The 21,533-nt window shown below is 44.5% G+C and carries 19 protein-coding genes and 3 tRNA genes; 15 read left to right on the top strand and 7 right to left on the bottom strand.

The window, feature by feature from the left end; genetic code table 11:
• Positions 1-124: 124 nt before the first annotated feature.
• Positions 125-2,461, bottom strand: a complete 2,337-nt coding sequence (locus tag JT717_RS12010) for a YCF48-related protein (protein ID WP_205510710.1) — start codon at positions 2,459-2,461, stop codon at positions 125-127.
• 823 nt (positions 2,462-3,284) lie between these two features.
• Here JT717_RS12010 and JT717_RS12005 point away from each other — a divergent pair.
• Together JT717_RS12005 and JT717_RS12000 are read left to right on the top strand one after the other, a co-directional pair.
• Complete coding sequence (locus JT717_RS12005) at positions 3,285-3,575, top strand: hypothetical protein (protein ID WP_205510709.1); 291 nt, start codon at positions 3,285-3,287, stop codon at positions 3,573-3,575.
• Between the two features lie 349 nt (positions 3,576-3,924).
• The gene (locus tag JT717_RS12000) at positions 3,925-4,638 is read left to right on the top strand and encodes a Crp/Fnr family transcriptional regulator (protein WP_205510708.1); all 714 of its coding nucleotides are present in this window, start codon (positions 3,925-3,927) and stop codon (positions 4,636-4,638) included.
• 129 nt (positions 4,639-4,767) lie between these two features.
• Here the strand turns inward: JT717_RS12000 and JT717_RS11995 are convergent, their stop codons facing one another.
• The gene (locus JT717_RS11995) at positions 4,768-5,286 is read right to left on the bottom strand and encodes a hypothetical protein (protein ID WP_205510707.1); all 519 of its coding nucleotides are present in this window, start codon (positions 5,284-5,286) and stop codon (positions 4,768-4,770) included.
• 191 nt (positions 5,287-5,477) lie between these two features.
• Between JT717_RS11995 and JT717_RS11990 the strand changes: the two genes are divergently transcribed.
• From JT717_RS11990 to JT717_RS11980, 3 genes are all read left to right on the top strand, one after another.
• The gene (locus JT717_RS11990; RefSeq protein ID WP_205510706.1) at positions 5,478-6,293 is read left to right on the top strand and encodes a helix-turn-helix domain-containing protein; all 816 of its coding nucleotides are present in this window, start codon (positions 5,478-5,480) and stop codon (positions 6,291-6,293) included.
• A 62-nt stretch (positions 6,294-6,355) separates the two neighbouring features.
• Positions 6,356-7,048, top strand: a complete 693-nt coding sequence (locus tag JT717_RS11985; RefSeq protein WP_205510705.1) for a hypothetical protein — start codon at positions 6,356-6,358, stop codon at positions 7,046-7,048.
• Positions 7,049-7,191: 143 nt separating this feature from the next.
• Positions 7,192-8,799, top strand: coding sequence for a purple acid phosphatase family protein (locus JT717_RS11980; RefSeq protein ID WP_369411700.1), 1,608 nt, complete (start codon positions 7,192-7,194; stop codon positions 8,797-8,799).
• Positions 8,800-8,906: 107 nt separating this feature from the next.
• On the opposite strand, the gene JT717_RS11975 is transcribed toward JT717_RS11980, so the two are convergent.
• Positions 8,907-9,836: a YihY/virulence factor BrkB family protein gene (locus JT717_RS11975; protein ID WP_205510703.1), complete on the bottom strand. Its 930-nt coding sequence runs from the start codon at positions 9,834-9,836 to the stop codon at positions 8,907-8,909.
• Positions 9,837-10,576: 740 nt separating this feature from the next.
• Here JT717_RS11975 and JT717_RS11970 point away from each other — a divergent pair.
• On the top strand, positions 10,577-11,956 hold the full coding sequence (locus tag JT717_RS11970; protein ID WP_205510702.1) for a T9SS type A sorting domain-containing protein: 1,380 nt from the start codon (positions 10,577-10,579) through the stop codon (positions 11,954-11,956).
• A gap of 60 nt (positions 11,957-12,016) precedes the next feature.
• On the opposite strand, the gene JT717_RS11965 is transcribed toward JT717_RS11970, so the two are convergent.
• The 3 genes from JT717_RS11965 to JT717_RS11955 all read right to left on the bottom strand — a co-directional run bounded on the left by JT717_RS11965 (position 12,017) and on the right by JT717_RS11955 (position 13,732).
• Positions 12,017-12,160, bottom strand: coding sequence for a hypothetical protein (locus JT717_RS11965; protein ID WP_205510701.1), 144 nt, complete (start codon positions 12,158-12,160; stop codon positions 12,017-12,019).
• A 95-nt stretch (positions 12,161-12,255) separates the two neighbouring features.
• A tRNA-Leu gene (locus tag JT717_RS11960) sits at positions 12,256-12,339 on the bottom strand.
• Positions 12,340-12,583: 244 nt separating this feature from the next.
• A complete protein-coding gene (locus JT717_RS11955) occupies positions 12,584-13,732 on the bottom strand; it encodes a sensor histidine kinase (protein ID WP_205510700.1) in 1,149 nt (382 codons plus the stop codon).
• A gap of 64 nt (positions 13,733-13,796) precedes the next feature.
• Between JT717_RS11955 and JT717_RS11950 the strand changes: the two genes are divergently transcribed.
• From JT717_RS11950 to JT717_RS11910, 9 genes are all read left to right on the top strand, one after another.
• Positions 13,797-14,825 (top strand): glycosyltransferase family 2 protein, encoded by a 1,029-nt coding sequence (locus tag JT717_RS11950; RefSeq protein WP_205510699.1) that lies wholly within the window; start codon positions 13,797-13,799, stop codon positions 14,823-14,825.
• A gap of 45 nt (positions 14,826-14,870) precedes the next feature.
• On the top strand, positions 14,871-15,074 hold the full coding sequence (locus tag JT717_RS11945; RefSeq protein WP_205510698.1) for a hypothetical protein: 204 nt from the start codon (positions 14,871-14,873) through the stop codon (positions 15,072-15,074).
• 148 nt (positions 15,075-15,222) lie between these two features.
• Positions 15,223-15,295, top strand: a tRNA-Gly gene (locus JT717_RS11940).
• Between the two features lie 96 nt (positions 15,296-15,391).
• Positions 15,392-15,477, top strand: a tRNA-Leu gene (locus tag JT717_RS11935).
• 304 nt (positions 15,478-15,781) lie between these two features.
• On the top strand, positions 15,782-16,030 hold the full coding sequence (locus tag JT717_RS11930) for a hypothetical protein (protein WP_205510697.1): 249 nt from the start codon (positions 15,782-15,784) through the stop codon (positions 16,028-16,030).
• 214 nt (positions 16,031-16,244) lie between these two features.
• Entirely contained in the window at positions 16,245-16,559 is a 315-nt protein-coding gene (rbp, locus tag JT717_RS11925; RefSeq protein WP_205510696.1) for an RNA-binding regulator, read from the top strand.
• A 210-nt stretch (positions 16,560-16,769) separates the two neighbouring features.
• Positions 16,770-18,020 (top strand): SIR2 family NAD-dependent protein deacylase, encoded by a 1,251-nt coding sequence (locus JT717_RS11920; RefSeq protein WP_205510695.1) that lies wholly within the window; start codon positions 16,770-16,772, stop codon positions 18,018-18,020.
• On the top strand, positions 18,001-19,911 hold the full coding sequence (locus JT717_RS11915) for an ATP-binding protein (protein ID WP_205510694.1): 1,911 nt from the start codon (positions 18,001-18,003) through the stop codon (positions 19,909-19,911). The genes JT717_RS11920 and JT717_RS11915 overlap by 20 nt, the downstream gene beginning before the upstream one ends.
• A gap of 1 nt (position 19,912) precedes the next feature.
• Positions 19,913-20,125 (top strand): KTSC domain-containing protein, encoded by a 213-nt coding sequence (locus JT717_RS11910; RefSeq protein ID WP_205510693.1) that lies wholly within the window; start codon positions 19,913-19,915, stop codon positions 20,123-20,125.
• A gap of 264 nt (positions 20,126-20,389) precedes the next feature.
• Here the strand turns inward: JT717_RS11910 and JT717_RS11905 are convergent, their stop codons facing one another.
• On the bottom strand, positions 20,390-20,881 hold the full coding sequence (locus tag JT717_RS11905; protein WP_205510692.1) for a PepSY-like domain-containing protein: 492 nt from the start codon (positions 20,879-20,881) through the stop codon (positions 20,390-20,392).
• Positions 20,882-21,533: the final 652 nt, after the last annotated feature.

Below are 21,533 nucleotides of genomic sequence, written 5' to 3'. Positions count from 1 at the left end.
GTTCACAGTTCATAGTCGCTGCCTCCGAAAAAAGGTGGCCCTCCGCCGAGGCGAGGGGCCACCTTTACTATATTGATCGTTCCGCTTCGGCGTTCCGCTTCCGCATTCCGCTTCCGCATTCTGCCTACTGTTTTACAAAACGCACCGACTGTTTATCGGCCGTGATCACAAAATAAGTACCGGCAGGCAAACCTGTCAGTGGCAGTTGTTCTTTCATGTTTTTGATGGTGAACTGCCGCAGTACGTGGCCCTGCCCGTTAACCAGGCGGGCTGATGTTCCTATCAGCGATGTACTGTTTACCTGTACGGTTACCGTAGCCCGCGTTGGGTTCGGGTATACCTGCAGTTCATTACCGGTTACTGCGCAAGACTGGTTTACCGTGACAGTTTTTGAATAAGCACTGCGGCCATCATTATCTACCTGCTGGAGTCTGAAATAATTGGTCCCGCGGGTCAATCCGGCATAGTTGAATGAATAAGATCGCGTACCGCTTGCATTACCATGGCTTTTAACGGTTCCAACAGATTGCCAGTCATTGCCATTGGTTGACCAGAGCACAGTGAAATGGCTATTGTTGTGCTCACTGCTGGTTTCCCATTGTAAACGGGCAGTCTTGCAGCCAGTGCTGTTCGCGTCAAAGTAAGAAAAGCTGGCCGGCAATGGGGTTGCAATATAGGTTTGTACTTCGCCATTATTGCCTACCGACCATCCGTAAAGACCGCTGACAAAGTGCACGCTTCTGATTTCACTGCTGGTGGAACCGGCCTGCCCCCGCCAGGTAGCGCCCCCATCTGATGTATACAGGATGGTACCGCCTTCGCCCACGGCCCAGCCATCGGAGGCTGAGGTGAAGAAAACTTCATTCAGGCGGTCATTGGTGCCGCTGTTTTGGTTTGACCAATGGGCGCCGCCATCAATGGTTTTGCGAATGATTCCATTATCGCCAACGGCCCAGCCGGTATTGGCATCGAGGAAATAGGCTCCATATAATTCCTGTTGCGTATTTGCATCAAGTTCGGTCCAACTGGTGCCGCCATTGTTGGTCTTATAGATCTCACCCTGGTCGCCGACAATGAATCCCGTGTTGGCATTAATAAATTGAACATCGTATAATGCCCGGTTGGTGGGACTGTTCAACTCATTCCATGTTAAACCGCCATTGGTAGTTTTAAGAATGATGCCGCTGTTCCCGACTGCCCAACCGGTAGTAGCGCTGACGAAATGTACGCTCATCAATGTGTTTGAAACATCGCTGTCCTGATCCTGCCAGTTGATACCACCGTCTGTTGTTTTAAGTATGGTGCCATCGCTTCCAACGGCATACCCCGTATTGTTATTTATAAAAAATACGCTCCGCAGATCATCTGTGGTACCGCTGTTTTGGCCTGTCCAGGTCACACCACCATTGGTTGATTTACGAATGGTGCCATCGTCACCAACCATCCAGCCGGTAGTAGTGGTTACAAAGAAGATATCACGTAAGGTCCTGTTGGTATTACTGGTTTGTTCGGTCCAGGTATGGCCGCCGGCATTAGCCGTTTTAATAATAGTACCATCGGCGCCAACCGCCCATCCGATGGAGTTGTTTACGAAAAACAGTCCGTATAATGTTGCTGAACTGCCGCTGGTTTGTATTCCCCAGGTGGCTCCGCCATTGGCGGTTACCAGCACTGTACCGTTCTGGCCTACAGCCGTGCCATCGGTGGCATTGGTAAAACAAATGCCGTACAGATCATCGTAGGCAGGGCTGTTCTGTTCCGTCCACGTGTTGCCGCCATTGGTGGTTTTTAAAATGGTGCCATTGTCGCCGGCCACCCAGCCGGTATTCGCATCCACGAAAAACACCGTTCTTAACCTTTCCCAGGTATCACTGTCTTGTTCAAACCAGGTATTGCCGCCATTGTTGGTCTTTAGTATGATGCCGTTGGATCCAACGGCCCAGCCGGTGTTGGGAGAAATAAAATATACATCAAAAAGGTCTTCGTTGGTGCCGCTGTTCTGGTCTGTCCAGCTAGAGCCATTAGTGGTCTTTTGAATGTCTCCATTTTCAGTAACAGCCCATCCGGTGGTGGTATTAATAAAGAAAATGCTGTTAATGTCCTCAACGGTATTGCTGGTTAAAGCGCTCCAACTGGTGCCGCCATTGGTTGTAGTGCGAATAGTGCCATTATCTCCGGCTATCCAGCCCAGGGTTGTACTAACAAAGAAAACACTATTCAATCGTTGATTTGGATTGCTGGTTTGGGTGGTCCAGGTAGTGCCGCCATTGACAGTTTTTCTGATGGTACCGTTGGCGCCTACGGTCCAGCCGGTATTGGCGTCTTCAAAATGAATGTCGTACAGCGTTTGGTCGCTATTACTGTTTTGTGCCACCCATTGGGCGGAAGCGCCCGTGGCCATACATAAAATAACAAACAGGACCAGGAAGGCCCGGTTTTTCTTACAAAAAACGGTTTTCATAACGGGTAGGTACTAGGGATTACGGTTTTTATAATAGGATCCAGCCGGTAAAAATAGATGTTTTCATCAAGATCCCTAAGACAATACCCTTGTTATTTTTGTAAGTGTTTAATTTACAGGTTTATAGCTTAGTATGAATTTTTGAAAAATTCCATTTTTGAGATTTTTCCCATTAATGAGTGGCGGGGCAGTTCCGGTTTACCGGGGTTGGACATTGTCGTCAGGGCATGAGTTGCCAGCCGCCGGTTAGCGGGCAGGGGTAAACCTGTTTCGCTGGCGGTTAGTGATGTTATTTGAGACAGTAGGGAGTCGTAAAAAAATAGATCCGGACAGGAACTGCCGGATCTATTGCCAACACAAAAACTACAGAGGATAAGAACGTTTTTGTGCTCGATGATGCTTTTAAACTAATCCGGCCTGATAGCAGGACCGGAGATTAACAATATAAATGAAATACCAAATAGCATCGGGCTTTTACATGACAACCACGCCCGACCGAACTGATACTAATATACGAAGAACATATACAAGGCGTACCAGCGCAGATGCTTTGTAAAATTATTTTGATTAATGTCAATTCGTGAATTAACAGGAGGTCCGGTTATATTTCATTGATATTATTGATGTAAGAACCTTTAGTATTTAACCTGAACTTGAGCAGGGATAATAAAAGAGGAAGTTACTAAAAGCACATACAAACTATGACCACCGTCATAGTTTTTCATGTATAAAAAACATAAATTGTTGTATTGTATTTACTTCCTGCCAGATATCCTGCGAATTTTACCATTGGAGATAACCTGCAAAATTACCCGGTATGACAATGCAAACTAAAAATGGATATCCAGAGGTTGTTCTGGCTGCTCAGTGCGAATCTTCTTATTTCTATACTACCGCAGACTGGCTAAGGCATGAGATCGGCATTTCTTTTTGCAATAAGGAGAAGCAGGATAATGTCATTTACTGGCAGTTTTATTTTGGTGCAGGTATTGCTGTGTTGAAGTATGACCCATCAACCGGCATTTCTCTTTGTCCGGCCCGCTTTGGCAACGCGACGATTGAAGAAAAAGCGGCATTCAAAATGTTGACAGACACACTGAGGATAATTAATTAACCGATCGGGTAAGGGTATTCTTTAGGTCAATAGTACATAAAACATTAAGAAGCATATTTTATCAATTTTCCGGTTATTTAGAATATTTAAAATAATTATTATATTTGTCGTGCAGTTGATCGAAAGAGGCCGAACTAACGTTAACGCATGATGCTTATCTTCTTCTTTGGTTGCGCATACTCTGATTTTCCTGAAAAACGCTCATTAATCAATTCCCTGGCCAATGTGCAGCATCAGTTGCTGCTGTCTGAAATTGCTTTGAAAACAATTGCTCGATTGTAATACTATTAAATGTTATTATAGTTTGTCACTGGTATACACCGCCATGACCATTTAAACTTATTACACAATGAAAAGACTGCTTGTTATTGAAAACAATACCGAGAACCATAACATGATGGAAAGTACATCATTGTTCGAAAATGGTTCTAACGCTTATGCACGCGTTAAACATACCGACCGGTTAACAATGTTATTCCAGCAGAATACGAATATCAACAAGTATAAGAAGAAACAGGTTATTTACGAGGAAGGCAATCACCCCGTGCAGCTCTTCTATATCAAGAAAGGAATTGTGAAAACATATAAGAGTAACCCGGAAGGGAAGGAGTTGATAACCGGTATTTATAGTGAGGGCGAATACCTTGGCTATGTTGCTTTGCTCGAAGAAACGGTATATAAAGATATAGCGGTAGCGGTAGAATATGCCGAGCTGGCCGTTATCTCGAAAGATGAGTTTGAATTACTTATGGAAACCGATTGGCAGGTAGCGAAAAAGTTCATTACCCTGCTTGCAAAGGACATTACCGATAAAGAGCAGTTGCTGTTAGGGCTGGCTTACAATTCCCTCCGCAAAAAAGTGGCGGAAGCCCTGATCCTGTTAAGCCGAAAATACAAAGATGCTATCAAGATCAGCCGCGATAACCTGGCAGCCATTGCCGGAACAGCTACCGAATCGTTGATCAGGACTTTGGGCGAATTCAGGCAGGAAAAACTGATCGAGATAAGCGAGGGATATATTACGATCCTTAACGAAACGAAATTGAGAACAATGTTAAATTAATAGTGCTACCGGCGCTCAGTTAAAAAAGGTAGATTAAAACGGGATACACGCAGAAGCGGGACCATCTGCTTCTGGCAATTGCAGTCCTCCCGAAGTATCGGGAGGGCTTTTTATATGGCGGAATCTTTGCTAGCTAAGTCCCAATGCTTTCGATCTTACCGAGCTGATCTCATACTTCACGCTGGTGCCGCGTTTGGTATCGGGTATTTTATGTGTAGCTTTTGAATTGGGTTTTACAGACAGGAAATCCTCGTATTTCGTTTCATACACGCTGCCATTGGCTTTCACATACATTATTTTTACGCGTACTTTATCGAGGGTATAATCGGTTGGATTGGTTACACTGATCTCTAAATTGGAAATTCCCCCAAGGCCTTTTTTATCGTAATCATTGCTTTCTGCCTTAACATACAACCTGATATTATTCCGGATCATTTTTTTTATGCTTGCATCGCCGGCGGTAATGGCGCCATGCGGACCATGTTTTATGGCCTCAAGCTTATCCGTAGCAGGAGCGGCTTCTCCCTGTCGTACAACAGCAGCCAATACACCCAGTACAATAACGAATGGAATGAGTATGATCCAGCGTATGGAACGTTTAGGCTCAACATCTTGCTCTCTTGCTGATGGGATAACAGGTTTTTTCATAATGTCGGATTTTTCAGGAAAACGATGCTAACAAAGCGCTAAAATAAATTTTTTTTCTTATTCCGGGAAACGGAAAAACACGCGTAGAAATGCTGGTTCTCAAGCGGCCAATAACCGGATCATACCACTTGAATAAGAACAGGCCCCGGCATTGCCGGGCTTTGTTTACCTTTGCGTTAGGCCATAACGTTATGATCGCACTTCAGACATATATTCCGCCAGGCTTGTCAGGTTTTGTAAAATCTTTCTGGCAGATCAGCGTGCATGGGTTAAGTGGACCAACTTATAAAGAAGACATTTTACCAGATGGGCACCATGAGATCATTTTTCATGTCACCCGTCAAAAGGCCCGGAGGACTACAGAAGGCGCTTCCTGGATCATAGAACCGGATGCATTTTTTGCGGGGCAAACCTTACATAGTTATTCGCTGGAGCTCGAAAACAATTCGCTGCTATATGGCATCCGGTTTCATCCACATACATTGCATATTTTATTTGGCTTTCCTGCCGACCTGTTAACGAATAACATCTTACCGCTGCATGATATTCCGGCGGCGTATGTTTTAAAAAATTGTATCACTGAAAATTTTGAAACAACCTGCAGGAACCTCGAAACGGCATTACTGCAACGCTGTAAAAGGGCCGATGTCTCGGCCAATAAGTTTCATTACATTGATTATTCCGTACAGGAAATAATAAAGAAGAGAGGCGATATTTCGATCTGTCATTTATTGAACAGAACAGGTATTTCACAAAGATACTTTGATACGTTGTTCAGGCAGTCCGTAGGCATCACGCCCAAATCTTTTTGCAATATTGTCAAGCTCAATGGCCTTATCAGTTATAAAAATAAACACCCGCATAAAAAGCTTACGGAATGCTGCTATGAATCAAACTTCTTCGACCAGTCGCATTTTATAAAGTTGTTCAAATCAGTTACCGGCAAGTTGCCAAAGGAATATTTTAAGAATTATCATCATATAAATGATCATTTCGCTGATTTGTGATCAGTTCATTTTTTTACATTTTTTTCTTGCATGCGCATGATAGCTTCGTTGGAAAATAACGTATGAAAGCCTTTATTGCTCTTCTGCTGATCGTGACTGGTCATGTAATGGCTCAGGAAAAAGAGGTGGCGCATTTTTCGTATTGGAAACCAAAAGCCGGGCAGGAAAAGAATTTTGAGCATGGTTATAAAGAACATCTGAAGTGGCACAAAGAGAATGGAGATACCTGGGCGTGGTATGGCTGGTATATTATCTCGGGTGAAAGGAGCGGGCAGTTTGTAGATGCTACCTTCGATCATGCGTGGAGCGATTTTGATGAACCGGTAAAACCCGCCGAAGACCAGGCCGACAATCGCCTGCACACCTACCCTTTTGGCGATTTTATGGGAGGAAGTAAATTGCTATACCTGCCGGCATTGAGTATTGCAGACAGCAACAGCCTGCAATCGAAATTCCTCCGCCTGGTTTCAATGAATGTGTCAGATGGGGTAGCCGCTAAGAAGGTGATCGGGCAGTTGAAAAACAAGTATCAGTCAGCCGGTATCAGATCCTTTATGACTTTCCGCCTGGTGGATGGCGGCAACCTTAACCAGTATTGTCTGTTGATCGGATTGAACAATTTTGCAGCATTCAGCCGGGTTGAGCATCTGCCGGAAGATGTGTCGTCGATAGAGCAGGCCATGAAGATAAGAACGATCCATTCAATGACTTCGGAAACGCTGGTTTACCGGGCCGACATGAGTTTGTTTCCCTGACATCCCATAAACATAATGTTTACATAGCGGCCGGGAGACCAGGCCAGCGTTACCGGATTTTTTTATCCCGAACCGGCCTGTTAACAGAAACATCATACTGTATCCGTTTCTTTGGATATTTTTAACCAAAGAACACGATGCAGGTGAAGAAACATTTGTTAGTAGCAAAGGCGGCTTTATTACTGCTCGCCGCCACAGCAGGGAATGCTCAGGATACCCTAGGTCAAAAATCCACCACGCCGGTGCGGCAGGAGCGTACCCCCGATGTACTGGCCAGGCTTATCCGGGGACCCTATTTACAGGTAGCCACCAGCAACAGCATTATCATCCGGTGGCGTACCGATGCCATGACCAGGAGTGTCGTGAACTATGGTGAGCAGGAAGGTCAATTGCCAATGAAGGCTGAAGACGGCACACTTACCCTTGAACATAAGGTTCAGCTGACAGGGCTTAAACCACAAACCAAATATTATTATTCCATTGGTGGTGGGGCAGGAGATACCCTTCAGCAGGGAAGCGATAATTATTTTATGACCCTGCCCACACCGGGCCAGGAAGGTGTATACCGCATTGGCGTATTTGGCGATTGCGGTAACAACTCTGCCAACCAGCGCCAGGTGCGCGATCAGGTGATCAAATATCTTGGTGACAATTATATGAACTGCTGGATACTGCTTGGTGACAATGCGTATTCTTCAGGTACCGATCCCGAGTTCCAGGAAAAGTTCTTTAATATCTATCAAGACAATCTGCTGAAGAAGTATCCGCTATATCCTTCGCCCGGCAATCATGATTATAATGATTTCTACCAGTACAAGGCCACGGCGCAGAATACGCACGATATTGCTTACTACCAAAACTTCTCTATGCCTACCAAAGGCGAAGCCGGTGGAGTTGCTTCCGGTACCCAGGCATTTTATTCATTCGATATCGGGAATGTCCATTTTTTGTCCCTGGATTCTTATGGAAAGGAAGACAGCCTGACCCGGATCTATGACACGACCGGTGCCCAGGTGCAATGGGTCAAAAAAGATTTGGATGCTTTCCATAATACCAAACGAGGATTTGTGATTGCCTTCTGGCACCATCCGCCTTATACCATGGGATCGCACAATTCTGACAAAGAAGAGGAACTTGTGAAGATCCGCGAGAACTTCATCCGCATACTGGAACGTTATGGCGTTGACCTGATCCTTTGTGGACATAGCCACCTGTATGAGCGGTCACGGCTCATGAATGGTCATTATGGGATGGAAGCCAGCTTTAATGCCGCCATGCATACCCTGAGCACTTCATCTGCGCTTTATGATGGCAGTAAGCATTCATGCCCGTTCATTAAAGATTCTGTTAACAAGGGAACGGTATACGTAGTAACCGGCTCAGCCGGTGCATCAGGCGGAAGCCAGCCCACCTATCCACACGATGCCATGTATTATTCGCATTTTGAACATGGCGGCGCATCGATGCTGGAGATCACGGAGAATAAACTGGAGCTGAAGTGGATCTGCGCGGATGGCGAGGTCAGGGATCATTTCGTAATGATGAAGGATGTAAACAAGAACCGAATTATACGCGCCAAAAAGGGCGAGCAGATCAGGCTGACCGCATCGTTTGTAGGAAACTATAGCTGGTCAAAACGAAAAGAAAAGACCCGTAGTATCACTGTTACCGCTACCGGTAAGAAAACGGTGTATGAAGTAACGGATCCGTATACCTGCCTCAAAGACCGGTTCGAGATCCTGGGTAATTGATCCGCAAAAGATTTAATCGAAGAACGTTGGTGAGCCTGCCTGAAGCAGTAGCGAAGGTGGGCTTTGCTGTTTGTAATGATTTCGGTTCCCAATCGAGCGCCAGTGATCTAGTATTCCCTGGATTGCACATTCTTTTTGTTGGCAGCGGTTTGTTCTTCGGCGACAAAGGCGAATGGCTTGGGACGAATACCGGCGCCGAAGCGCCCCACATAGGCCCTGGTAAATTCAGCGCCAAAATAGAGTATCAGTGAAGAATAGTAAACCCATACCAGCAAGACCACCAGCGAGCCTGCGGCACCATAAGTACTACCGAGGTCACTTTTACTGATATAAAATGAGATCAGGAATCTGCCGATTATAAACAGCAAGGCTGTAGCGAGGGCCCCAGGCCACACCTCGCGCCAGCTGATATAAGCAGCAGGCAAAACTTTAAATATGATCGCAAACAGGAAAACAGCCAGGAAAAGCGTAAAAGCATAACTAACCAGAACCATCAACCATACCCCGATCCCGGGGATCAGCTCACTTATTTTTTTACCAAGCCCCTCCATAAGCGCTGAAGCAGCTAAAGAAACCAGCAGCAAGAAGCCGATGCCCGCAATAAGACCAAAAGACAACAAGCGGCTTTTCAGCAAGGTCTTCCAACTGTTATTTGGTTTCATCCTCAGGTGCCAGATGGTATTGATAGAGTCCTGGATCTCGGTAAACACCGAAGTGGCTCCGATCAACAGGGTCACTATACCAATAATGGCAACGATACCACCTCCACTGGCAGCAGCACTTTTGATCAGTTGCTGCACCTGTTCGGCAGCAGTTGGGCCTACCATCTGGTTAATTTGCTCGTATAATGATCCTTCCACCGCTTTCTGTCCCAGGAAGAGGCCAGCCAGAAAGATAATTACCAACAACATGGGGCCAAGTGAGAAGATCGTAAAATAAGCCAGCGAGCCACCCAGTTTAGGTATTTTATCTTCGGAAAAGCTTTTAAAGGAATCTTTAAGCAGTGTACCAATGCCTCTGGCTGAAAATGCTTTCATGTCTTTTTAGGAATGACATCAATTACTATGCACAACTCAACAGGTTCAGGCGACATGATGCCTATTCAGGCTGCAGTAAATTTATGCTCATGATCTTATAGAATTTTAACTGCCATGGTTTGCAGCCTGAACATGGGTTGTACGCCAAAAATTTCCTCATCCATTTCCCCATTCATTGGGTCCGCGCGATCAGGCCGCGGCCTTTGTGCCCAGGCCTTTGTGCCCGTACCTGAATTGTACCGAACGGGTAGCTTTGATGGTGTGCAATAGTATTGGGATAGCTCTAAGATAGCTCAGAGATAGCTCTAAAATAGCCTTGGGGACCTGGTGCGCAAGACCAGTCCCTGACCACTCCCTGGCCAGTCTCAGCGTAATCTCCGAGCACGCTACACCAATTTCCCTAACACTCTGTGCGTACCCTGTCTCCCCCGTATCGTACAGTTGCCTGGCAGAAATGGCTAGTAAATACACGAACTACTATGGGAAAAATCGCGGTATTTAAGCCTATATACTGTCCATTAGAATTCCATATTTAGGATAATAAGTCCAATTTTTGGAATTATTGGCCTTTAAATGAGTTGTTCTTCCAAACCTCATCAAATATGTAGGTTGTACATAGAACTGAGTATAGTTTTAAAAATCAACAGATAAGAGTCATTGAATAAGTTATGCATCAGCTAGGTCAAACTCGTATGGCACAGCACTTGTTTCATTCTACCAGTTACCTTAAAGTTTACCTTATGAAGAACTTTTACACCTTTTTCTGTAAGATCTATGTACTTATTTGTTTAACTAAGTCATCGAAACTGCTGTTAAGCTTTCGCAATCAGCAAAACTTTCGTCCGAAAAAAGTACTATTACCAGCTTTTCAGTTTCTGTTTTTGTGTTTCGTGAATATTCAGGCTAATTCTCAGACGCTCGATTGGAGCTCTTCTTTTTCTCCTGCATGGACAGACGGTAGTGTTTCGGGGACAGCTACTAATGTGAGTGGATTCGGTACCAATGTTTCTGTTAGTGTCAATAATTCGCAGGCAGGTACCTATCAGCAAGTAACAACCGGTGTAAATGCGCCGGCAGTTAATACAAACAATGGCCGCTCAAATTTTTTTATTCTCGCTGGCACTACCGATGCACTGGAAATTGATGTGAACTGGACAAGTAATACGGCTTATGTAGATGTGATCTACAATTTTTCCCAGCCGGTTTACAACTTGTCTTTTAGGGTAGGTGACATAGATAAAGCCGGGCCTTCCAGTACCACTTATTTCGACAGGGTAACTATTACAGGTCAAAATGGTGCGACTGCTGTCTTACCTCAAACAATAACACCAGTTAATGCTAGCGGAAACTATATTGTTATTTCTGGCAATGTGGTGCACGCTAATACAACCGCTGGTGTTGGTGGCAATGCAAATACCAACAGCACAGCTACTTCATCGCAACAGGGAACGGCAGAAATAAGTTTCGCATCACAGGCTGTAACGCAGGTGACTGTTCGTTACGATAATCATCCATCATCGCAGGCCAACCCGGCTTTGCAGGCAATAGCTATTGGCAACATGAGTTGGCTCTCCGCGCCGCTGCCAGTTGATCTGATCAGTTTTGTTGGAAAAGCGGTTGATGACAACGCCTGGCTTAAGTGGAAAGTAGAAAATCAGGTAAATTTTGAGCAGTACGAGATCGAATATTCACCGCTCGACTCCAATCATTATACAGTCGTTGGAAAAGTGTATTCAAACAATCAATCTGCCGGTACTTATGAATTCACACATCTTAATGCCAATTCCTATGGGAATGTAGGATACTACCGGTTAAAAATGATAGATCGTGATGGAAGTTATAAATACAGCCGTATCGTTTCAGTAAGGTTTAAAGATGGGACCAATGTGAACGTTCGACCGACTATAATGTCCAAAGGCGAAGTAATACACATTACTGTAACAAGTCCATTGAGTAACTACGGAGTAAAAATTGTTAATACAAACGGGCAGTTAGTCGAATCAAAAACGATGAATGGAACTGGTTTACAAATTGAAACAAGTAAATATAAAGCAGGTACCTACTTCATCCAAATAGAGGGTTTAGCAGTACGGAGAATATATAAAGTACTAATACAATAAGCCTGGTGGGAGAAACTTGAAATATTTGACGTTTTAAACTAAGCGTAGTTGTGATCAATTCTAACGCCGGTTGGGAAAGCCTTCCATATCCGGTTTTTCTCCTCCGCTCACCAAAGTGACAGGTATCACATTTTTAATGGATGATGCAGACCAGTGGATATTGCAAAGCCATTTGTTGGTCTTACTCAAAGCCCTGGCACGCATTCGCGTGCCAGGGCGTTTTTGTTTGTACGCATTCGCAAGCAAGCCTGCCTGTTTCCCAATAAAAAAGCCCTCCCGACTAGGTCGAAAGGGCTTTGTGCCCAGGACAAGATTCGAACTTGCACGCCGTTTCCAGCACCACCACCTCAAAGTGGCTTGTCTACCAGTTTCAACACCTGGGCACTTGAATTGGGTCGCAAATTTAATTGATTTACTGATATGTTGGAAAGAAATTTAAGAAACCAGAGATCCGGAACAAAAGGTGGTGGAAATAAGGCAGGAAGTGACTGATTAGGTACCCGGCAACCGGCAACCGGCACCCGGCAACTGGCAACTGATAACGGGTAACTGGTAACCGGTACCCGGCAACCGGTACCCGGCAACTGGTAACCGGCAACCGGCAACTGGCAACCGGTACCCGGCATTCTACTTAAGCACGATCCTGAACGTCGTTCCCTTGCCCGGTTCAGAGCTCTTTACAAACAGCTGCCCCTTATGGTACTGCTCAATAATTCGCTTCGACAGGCTGAGTCCAAGCCCCCAACCCCGCTTTTTGGTTGTAAAGCCGGGTTTAAAAACCTTGCTCACATTATGTTTAGCAATTCCTTTACCCGTATCGGTTACATCAATAAAGGTCTGCCCGTCCTGTTGCCAGATAGTAAGCGTGATCTTGCCCTTACCCTCCATGGCATCGAGGGCATTTTTGAGCAGGTTCTCAATTACCCAGTCGAACAGGGGCGGGGAGATCATGGTATAGATCTCATTAAAATTGCCGGTGTTCAGTTCAAACTGCACTTTGCCGGTGGCGCGTTTCCGAATGTACTCCACCATACTCGACACCTGGGTAACAATATTGTGCTTTTCGAGGTGCGGCGTGCTGCCGATCTTTCCAAAACGATCAGATACCAGCTTTAACCGGTTCACATCTTTTTCCATCTCATGCACGATCTTTTCATCGGAATAGGTTTCTTTCAGCATTTCCACCCAACCCTGCAGCGAGGTCAATGGCGTTCCCAATTGGTGCGCCGTTTCTTTGGCCATGCCTGCCCAAACCTGGTTTTGCGATGAACGGAAACTGGTGGTCAATGCCAGGATCGTTATTATAATGAACATACTTACAATGAACAACTGCACCAGCGGGTAATACCTCACCTGGTTGAGCAAAGAAGTATGGCCGTAATTGTACAGGTTTTTTTCTGCGGGATTCAAAGGGTTCACCCATTCTATAGTTGGGTTCTGTGATCTGAATTCCTTTAATTGCTTCCGCACATAATTGCTGTCATTGGCTACGCTGGCCGAGTCGAGATTTACATGATCGAGAATATGTCCCTTTTCGTCAGTAACAATGATGGGTACCGTATTATTTTCCGCAATGATGATACTTACCAGTTTATCGCTCAGGCCGGTGGTATCGTGCAGTAATAATTTGGTAGCTTCAACCCATTCTTCTACTTTTTGTCGTTCTTCGCGGGCTATCTTCCGCGCCAGATACTGAGAGTAAAAGATAGTACCGCTTACAATTGCTATAGCAATGAGGGCTAAGCCGGTTCTCCAGTTAAAAAGCGGTTGAATCATGTAACTAATATATAAAAACCGTTCCTTTGCATCCTTTACCAGGTTGAATTATTTTTACACCAGCATGGCAACACCTCTCGTATCCATAGTGATCCTGAACTGGAACGGACGGAATTTTCTGCAGCAGTTTCTGCCGTCAGTGCTGGCGACTACCTATACTAATAAGGAAGTGGTGGTGGTGGACAATGCATCTTCCGATGACTCCGTTTCCTACCTGCAAAAAAACTGGCCCACGGTGCGTATTGTACAAAACAAAGCCAATTATGGATTTGCGCAGGGCTATAATGAAGGGTTGAAGAAGGTGCAGGCAGACTATTATGTGCTGCTGAATTCCGATGTGGAAGTAACCCCGAACTGGCTGGATGCTATGGTGAAGCTGCTTGAAAATGACAGAACCATCGGCGCCTGTCAGCCCAAGCTGCTGCAATACGATAATAAACACCTGTTTGAATATGCCGGCGCCGCAGGCGGCTGGCTCGATTGCCTGGGTTATCCATTTGCCCGCGGCCGCATCTTTGATGTTTGCGAAAAAGATGAGGGACAATACGATACGCCGGAACCCATTTTCTGGGCCAGCGGCGCAGCCATGTTTGTGCGGGCTAATTTGTATCATGCCCTGGGCGGACTGGATGAATACTTCTTCGCCCACCAGGAAGAGATCGACTTCTGCTGGCGGCTGCAATTGGCTGGTTACCGGGTATTTGCCTGTCCACAGTCAGTAGTGTACCATGTAGGTGGAGGAACCCTGCCCAAAGGCAATGCCCGCAAGGTATTCTTGAATTTCCGGAACAACCTGGTGATGATGGCCAAGAATCTCAGCCGCTGGGAGGCAATATGGAAGATCAGTTATCGTTTTTGGCTGGATTATATCTCAGCTTTTAAATCGTTACTTTCAGGGCAGAAGACCTATTACCGGTCGGTGATGAGAGCGCATGGCGCATTTTTGAAGTGGTTATTTTTAAAACGAAAGAAGGGATTATTTCCGCCGAAGAAAAAAGGCGAGCTCTGTGGATACCTGCACAAAAGCGTTGTTTGGAGTTATTTTATTCGGGGCAAAAAGACTTTTACAGAAATTGTTGATAATAAAAGGTGAATTTTTAGATTGAACTATTATTTTTGCACTGCAATCAAATGAGTTATGGCACAACTGGAAAAAGATCCACGCGATAAAGACTTTAAAAGAAGTTGGGTAAATTCATCCGTATTCCTGTTTTACCTGCAAGTATTTTGTATTCTGGCTTTTGTACTGGGCGGCTGCTACAGCTTGTACGCTCATCGTTACAAAGGAAAACCCAAGGTGGAAGTGCCGGGCAATACCCAATACACTCCCCAGTATAAATAAATGATTTTTAGGGAGAAAAATTTGGTGAGTATTAAATAATTCCTATTTTTGCACTCCCAATAACGAAAGCAACGAATCACCAAGCGATAAGTTGCAGCAAATAGAAAAAAGTTCTTTTCAAAATATTGTCGCCGCTAAGGCGATAAATGCGGAAGTAGCTCAGTTGGTAGAGCGCAACCTTGCCAAGGTTGAGGTCGCGGGTTCGAGCCTCGTCTTCCGCTCTAAATTCCATCCACAAGGTGGAATTTTTTGTTTCACTAAGATCCTAAGGTATTGTGCCGGGATCAGGTATTTGGTGTAGATTTAAGATAAGGTTTACCCGGGTGGTGGAACTGGTAGACACGCAGGACTTAAAATCCTGTGGCCAGCAATGGCTGTACGGGTTCAACTCCCGTCCCGGGTACTTCGGGGAACAATCCCCAACTCTTTGACAGGGCTACTATTTCAGGTAGCCCTTTTTCTTTTCCCCTTGAAATATTTGATTGAAAATTATTATATTCGCAATGTCTTCTGTTCCTGCGTCATGTAGCCTCTTTTCTTTGACGCATTTCAAGTTTTCGTAGTTACATAAGTGCCATTTTTTGTTTCGTTTCTTTTGTGCTCGTTTAATAGTATCAGGTTATTGTATCAGGTTTTTTGTTTTTGTTTTTCAGTTTCATTTAAAGTTTTAGTAAGCCTTTATTAGTTAACTTTTTAAAATTAACGTTATGAAGCTTTCTGAATTTATCCTATTAAATGAGGTGGATAAAAAGGGTGCAGTGATGAATAAGGCAGTTGCGTTGGCTCAAAGAACCTATCCCGATGTCATTGTTTTTCTTTTTCAGCTGGAAGATTACTATGTAGAAGCTTATTGCAATAAAGCTGACAAATCTATTGAAGAATACCGGGTTTTACCGGATACAAATGCAATAGGCCATTACCTGGAAGCGATTCCCATTGATGATTTATTAAACTGATTACTTTTTTCAATGAAATGTCCTGTTGCGGTTTAAAACCGCGACAGGCTTTTCTATTATTTCTATGGAAATGTAAAAAATAAGTATTACCTTCGTTCCGTCAATTTGAGCCTCGCATTAGTATTCATTAATTACATTGCCTAGTAATCTGCATTATAGTTAGTTTCTTACTTCTTGCCTTCCTCGAAATTTTGTCATTAATTAATTTTTACAAATGAACATTTATGTTTCAAACTTAAGCTTCAACGTACAGGATGAAGACTTAAAAGATTTCTTTGCTCCTTATGGAGAAGTTACTTCTGCTAAAGTTATCACAGACAGGGAAACCGGCAGGTCAAGAGGTTTCGGCTTTGTTGAAATGGCCGATGAAGCTGCTTCAAAAAAGGCAATCGCAGAACTTGATGGTGCCACTGTAGAAAACAGGACAATCAGCGTATCTGTTGCAAAACCAAAAGAAGACAGACCTTCCCGCGGAAGCAGCAGGGGCGGTTTCAATAATGGAAATAGTTATAACAAAAATAGATACTAAATTCATTTTCAATCACTCATGAAAAGCCCCCAATGGGGGCTTTTTTATTCTCCCCAACTCTCCCACGCAACATTAAATTTCATTGCCAGCTTCATCCGCGCTTTCATCTGCAGACGTCCTGTTCCAAAATACATAATAAAAAAACTTACTGGATTATTAGTTCATTCGGCCGTCTTGTTTGTTATAATCTTATAGCAATCCTGCTACTCCATGTCCAGAACCCACGATATATACAAACAGGTTGGCTTCATCCAACAGGTACTTGCCCAGAACAAAAAAGCCATCGGGATCTTTATTGCAGCCGGCTGCCCGCTTTCGATAAGAGTACATGAAAGGGAGGAAAAAGGGAGGAAGATCACAGATCCCTTAATTCCTGATGTGGCGGGTTTAACCGACATTATTATTCATCAGCTGGCCGGCAACGAAAAAGAACCAAGCCATTGCGACAAGCTGGTAAAACAAATGATCGAAGATGGCCTCATCAACCCCAATGTGGAAGAAATGCTTAGCCGGATCCGTTCCTTAAAACTGGTGGCCGGAAAAGGAATGGTGCGTGGTTTTGTTGCCCAGGAACTGGCAGAACTGGATAACGCTATTTGTCAAATCATTTCTGAAAAAGTGGACAAGGAATTACCTGAGGCAGATACCCCATATCACGATGTTGCCATCTGGGCCAGATCCATAGAAAGAGAAAAACCGGTTCATATTTTCACAACGAATTACGATCTGCTTATTGAACAGGCTTTTGAAGAAGAAGGTTGTCCATATTTCGATGGTTTCATAGGCGCCAGAAAAGCTTTTTTCGACCTAGGCGCCGTTGAGAATGAACGATTGCTTGATCCAAGATGGACCAGGTTATGGAAAATTCATGGCTCCATTAACTGGAAATTAGATAAGAAGAACAATGTAATACGAAGCGATAAAAAAGATGACAAGAAAGGCTACCTCATTTATCCATCTCACCTGAAATATGATCAAAGCAGAAAAATGCCCTATCTGGCCATGTTAGACCGGCTAAAAGAATTTTTACTGACGCCTTCCTCCGCTTTATTCGTAACTGGTTTCTCCTTTAATGATTACCATATCAATGATGTAATGCTGCAGAGCCTGAAAGCAAATCCAACTGCGATGGTCTTTGCTTTTTTATTTGGCGAACTGGATGATCCGAAATATGAAAAAGCCAGGAACTGTGCGAAGTCTGTACCTAATATCAGCCTGATGGCTTTTGATAAAGCGATCATTGCACGCAATGAAGGTGTCTGGAATATGAAGAACGAAGAACTGATCAAAGACATTCCCGGAAACGCCGCTGTGCTGTCTAAAAAGACGATCGATAATAACGGAAGAGAAGAGGAAGTGAAGGAATTTCAATTGCGATTAGGGGATTTTGCCCGGTTTGGAACCTTTCTGCGCGAATTAAGTGTCATTAATAAAGACGAAGATGAAAAGCCTGTTATATAAACCCACCTTATTAGGAATGGTGCAGGACGTAAACGGCACCTCGGTCAGCGTTACACTGAACAATAACCAGTTAACCGGGCTTACTTTTGTGGAGGGGGAAGGGTACCGGGTAGGGCAGGTCGGAAGTTTTGTTAAGATCCCTATCGGCTATCTTGATCTGTTTGGAATCGTCAGCCAGGTGGGCGCCAGTGCCGTGCCCGAGAATATAGCCGATAAAGAACCTTATGGTTACCGGTGGATGAAAATTCAACTGATCGGTGAAAGTTATAAAAAAGGTATTTTTCAGCGGGGTATTTCCCAGTATCCAACCATTGATGATGAAGTGCATTTGGTTTCCGAAGACGATCTGGCTGGCATTTATGGTGAGCATGAAAAGCAGCATCATTTGATCAGGATCGGCCATATTGCCGGCGCAGAATCGATCGATGCACTTGTGGATATAAATAAGTTGGTCACAAGACATTCAGCGATCGTAGGATCTACAGGTTCCGGAAAATCAACCACGGTAGCTGGTTTATTGTCGTCATTGTCCGACGAAACCAGGTTCCCCGCTTCGAGGATGTTGATCCTGGACGTACACGGGGAATATGGACATGCACTGCAGGACAAAGCCAATATTTTCAAAGTCAACCCCGACCCCCGTAATAAAAGCGAAAAGCCGCTGCATATTCCATTCTGGGCCATGAGTTTTGATGAGCTCTTATCAATGACTTTTGGTGAGGTGGATGAAACGAATAAAGGATTTATCCTTGAAAAAATAACTGAGTTGAAGCGAAAATCATTTCGCAATAATCATTACAGCGGCATTTCAGAACAGAATTTAACGGTAGACACACCCATTCCCTTCAGCATTCGCCGGTTATGGCTGTACCTGCACCGCCTTATTTACTCTACGCACCCGGTGCCAGGTACCGGACAAAGATTTTGCAATATAACAGACAATTTTGACACCGCTAATACAACGGAAGCATTTGTAATAGATGAAACTACCAACCGGCCGGTACAAACAGGGGATGCAGAAAATATTATTCCCCCGCATTACCAGGTTCAAAAAGATAAACAGATTTACCTCAGCGCCATCAATTTAAATCTACGGAGGCCATTGGAAGGACTGGCGTCGAAATTGAAAGATCCGCGTTACGATTTTCTTTTTAAGCCCGGTAGCTTAACGCCCGATCTGGATGGAAATACCAGGGAGGACCTCTCGACGCTGATGCAATCATGGATAGGCTCGGAGAAGCGCATAACCATTCTCGATCTGTCAGGCATACCCTTGCCCATTATGAATGATATTATCGGCATCTTGTTACGTATACTTTATGATGCGCTGTTTTGGGCCAGGAAATTATCACAGGGTGGTAAGGAGCGGCCTTTGTTGGTAGTGATGGAAGAAGCGCACACCTATTTGAATAATACTGCGGATGGATTGGCCGCTTCCATTGTACAGCGGATCGTTAAGGAAGGCCGTAAATATGGCATCGGAGCCATGATCGTTAGCCAGCGGCCTTCGGAAATAAATCCCACCATTCTTTCGCAATGCGGAACATTTATCGCTTTGCGGTTATCGAATCATACGGACCGCTCGCACATTACCGGTACGGTATCAGATAACCTGGAAAGTTTGACCAGCATGTTACCGCTACTCAGAACAGGGGAAGCGCTTGTTTTGGGTGAAGCCGTAAAGCTGCCAATGAGAACGATCATTGAACCACCCCCGAAAAATAAACGCCCCGATAGCCAGGATCCGGTTGTTTGTGACGAAGTAAGCGGTGAATTATCAATGCATCCCGGTGGATGGAATATTCGTATGGAGCCCAATCCCAATTACGACGAACTGGTGCTGGTATGGCGGCAACAGAATCCCACCTTACCCAACATCCAAAGGAAATAACATGGAATACTTTAGAAATTTCTCTTCAGCAACCGTTGCTAAAATTGGTTATGAGCATTCAAATGCTGCGCTTGAAGTTGAGTTTCACAATGGCACCGTGTATCAATATTTCGATGTCCCCGAGCAGGTATGGGAAGCTTTTAAGGCTTCGGCATCGAAAGGTGAATTTTTAAACAACACCTTGAAGGGCCAGTTCAGGTATTCGCGGGTATAGATCCAGGCGCTTTCCAAACGCTCCCCACATCATTCGCAGGCCTGCTAAAAAATATTTTGCGCTGGATTCCTGCACGTCCATTGTCCAATTCTACGGCTATTGTGGTGATATTACGTTATCATCAGGGAAAGTGGATATTTCATAAAGAAGGCCGCCTTCTATTTAGAGGCAGCCTCTTCGCCTTTTGTGGATCTCGTAATTCTTTCGTTAAACTGGTCAATTTTATTCGGCGACTAAAACCCGTCATACTTCATTAACTGCATTTTACTGATCCTTCTTCTCTTTCACCAACTGTCCGTCTGCAGTATATTTCACTTTTGTTTCAGGGTCACCACTCAGTTTTACCAGGTAGTAAGCACTACCGTCCTTGTCTACCCTGTAAACTTCATCAATAGTCCTGTCGGCATAGGCGCCTTTGACAGCATTTGATACTGCTGATGGAAGTTCAGAAGTTCTGATCTTCATGCCCTTTGACATCAATTTACCATCAGATCCAAACGAAGCCATATGGTCAGTACCATTTACTTCAAACTCAACTTTGTACTTGCCCTCCTTCATTTTCCATTCTACATCTTTCGCATTCGGAAATGCAGATTTGAAGCTTGTTTTAACGGTAGCAGGCACATCACTTTCTTTCAGCTCCTGTGCGTCCTGTGTCTGCGTCTGTGTCTGTGTTTGGGTTTGTGTCTCGGTTTGTGCAGACGCAGCCAGTCCCAAACCTGTCGCAAACAGGGTTGCAAAAATTATCTTTTTCATACTTCACGTTTTTTTTAGAGGTAGACACAAATAGCAAGCCAAGAGCTTTGCCAGAAGTGTTGATAATTTTGGACACTTCGTTTAACGGCTTGTCCCTAAACAATATATGTATATCGCTAGGGCCCGTATTTGGAACTTGCCGTAAGTTTTGCGGGTCGCCATTCCCGCGGCGGTTTGCCGGGTTTTTGTAAGGGCGTTCCCTTTTGTATGCCGAGCCTATCTATGCAGCACCACCTCACTGATTCTGCTTGCTGGATTCTTGCAATCGGCCTCTTTATGAGAATTTCCTATTGACTTGTGCCCGGCAGTTCTTTAGCGCGGCATTTATTAAGCCCAGCAATACAGATCTGCTTTTGGGACGGGTACTTTAAAAGCAAAGAAGATTTTCAATCGTTTTGCCGAACGAAGCGAACCTGCCCGGAGGGGATAGCTCTTTTGCTTGACTGCCATCAACTTCCTTTTAAAAGGCCTAAGTATTACCAGATAATTATTGAGAAGATTGGTTTAGATTAGAATTATATTAAATTTATATTAGAAATTTACATACCTATGTAAAATCGCTTATTGCCGCCCGTAGCCTTTCAAACGATCAGAAGACCTGTTCCTCATCGTAGCATCTTACCGAAAAACCGTATTTCTCCATTTCCTCTGT

Source organism: Longitalea arenae, assembly GCF_016924755.1.
Classification (GTDB): Bacteria; Bacteroidota; Bacteroidia; order Chitinophagales; family Chitinophagaceae; genus Niastella; species Niastella arenae.
Note: the sequence above shows the minus strand (reverse complement) of the source record. Positions and strands in the feature narration are given on the sequence as shown.

Coding starts and splice junctions, on each gene's coding strand:
- JT717_RS12010 (WP_205510710.1), bottom strand. CDS start 2,461: ATGAAAACCGTTTTTTGTAAGAAAAACCGGGCCTTCCTGGTCCTGTTT.
- JT717_RS12005 (WP_205510709.1), top strand. CDS start 3,285: ATGCAAACTAAAAATGGATATCCAGAGGTTGTTCTGGCTGCTCAGTGC.
- JT717_RS12000 (WP_205510708.1), top strand. CDS start 3,925: ATGAAAAGACTGCTTGTTATTGAAAACAATACCGAGAACCATAACATG.
- JT717_RS11995 (WP_205510707.1), bottom strand. CDS start 5,286: ATGAAAAAACCTGTTATCCCATCAGCAAGAGAGCAAGATGTTGAGCCT.
- JT717_RS11990 (WP_205510706.1), top strand. CDS start 5,478: ATGATCGCACTTCAGACATATATTCCGCCAGGCTTGTCAGGTTTTGTA.
- JT717_RS11985 (WP_205510705.1), top strand. CDS start 6,356: ATGAAAGCCTTTATTGCTCTTCTGCTGATCGTGACTGGTCATGTAATG.
- JT717_RS11975 (WP_205510703.1), bottom strand. CDS start 9,836: ATGAAAGCATTTTCAGCCAGAGGCATTGGTACACTGCTTAAAGATTCC.
- JT717_RS11970 (WP_205510702.1), top strand. CDS start 10,577: ATGAAGAACTTTTACACCTTTTTCTGTAAGATCTATGTACTTATTTGT.
- JT717_RS11965 (WP_205510701.1), bottom strand. CDS start 12,160: ATGCGTGCCAGGGCTTTGAGTAAGACCAACAAATGGCTTTGCAATATC.
- JT717_RS11955 (WP_205510700.1), bottom strand. CDS start 13,732: ATGATTCAACCGCTTTTTAACTGGAGAACCGGCTTAGCCCTCATTGCT.
- JT717_RS11950 (WP_205510699.1), top strand. CDS start 13,797: ATGGCAACACCTCTCGTATCCATAGTGATCCTGAACTGGAACGGACGG.
- JT717_RS11945 (WP_205510698.1), top strand. CDS start 14,871: ATGGCACAACTGGAAAAAGATCCACGCGATAAAGACTTTAAAAGAAGT.
- JT717_RS11930 (WP_205510697.1), top strand. CDS start 15,782: ATGAAGCTTTCTGAATTTATCCTATTAAATGAGGTGGATAAAAAGGGT.
- rbp (WP_205510696.1), top strand. CDS start 16,245: ATGAACATTTATGTTTCAAACTTAAGCTTCAACGTACAGGATGAAGAC.
- JT717_RS11920 (WP_205510695.1), top strand. CDS start 16,770: ATGTCCAGAACCCACGATATATACAAACAGGTTGGCTTCATCCAACAG.
- JT717_RS11915 (WP_205510694.1), top strand. CDS start 18,001: ATGAAAAGCCTGTTATATAAACCCACCTTATTAGGAATGGTGCAGGAC.
- JT717_RS11910 (WP_205510693.1), top strand. CDS start 19,913: ATGGAATACTTTAGAAATTTCTCTTCAGCAACCGTTGCTAAAATTGGT.
- JT717_RS11905 (WP_205510692.1), bottom strand. CDS start 20,881: ATGAAAAAGATAATTTTTGCAACCCTGTTTGCGACAGGTTTGGGACTG.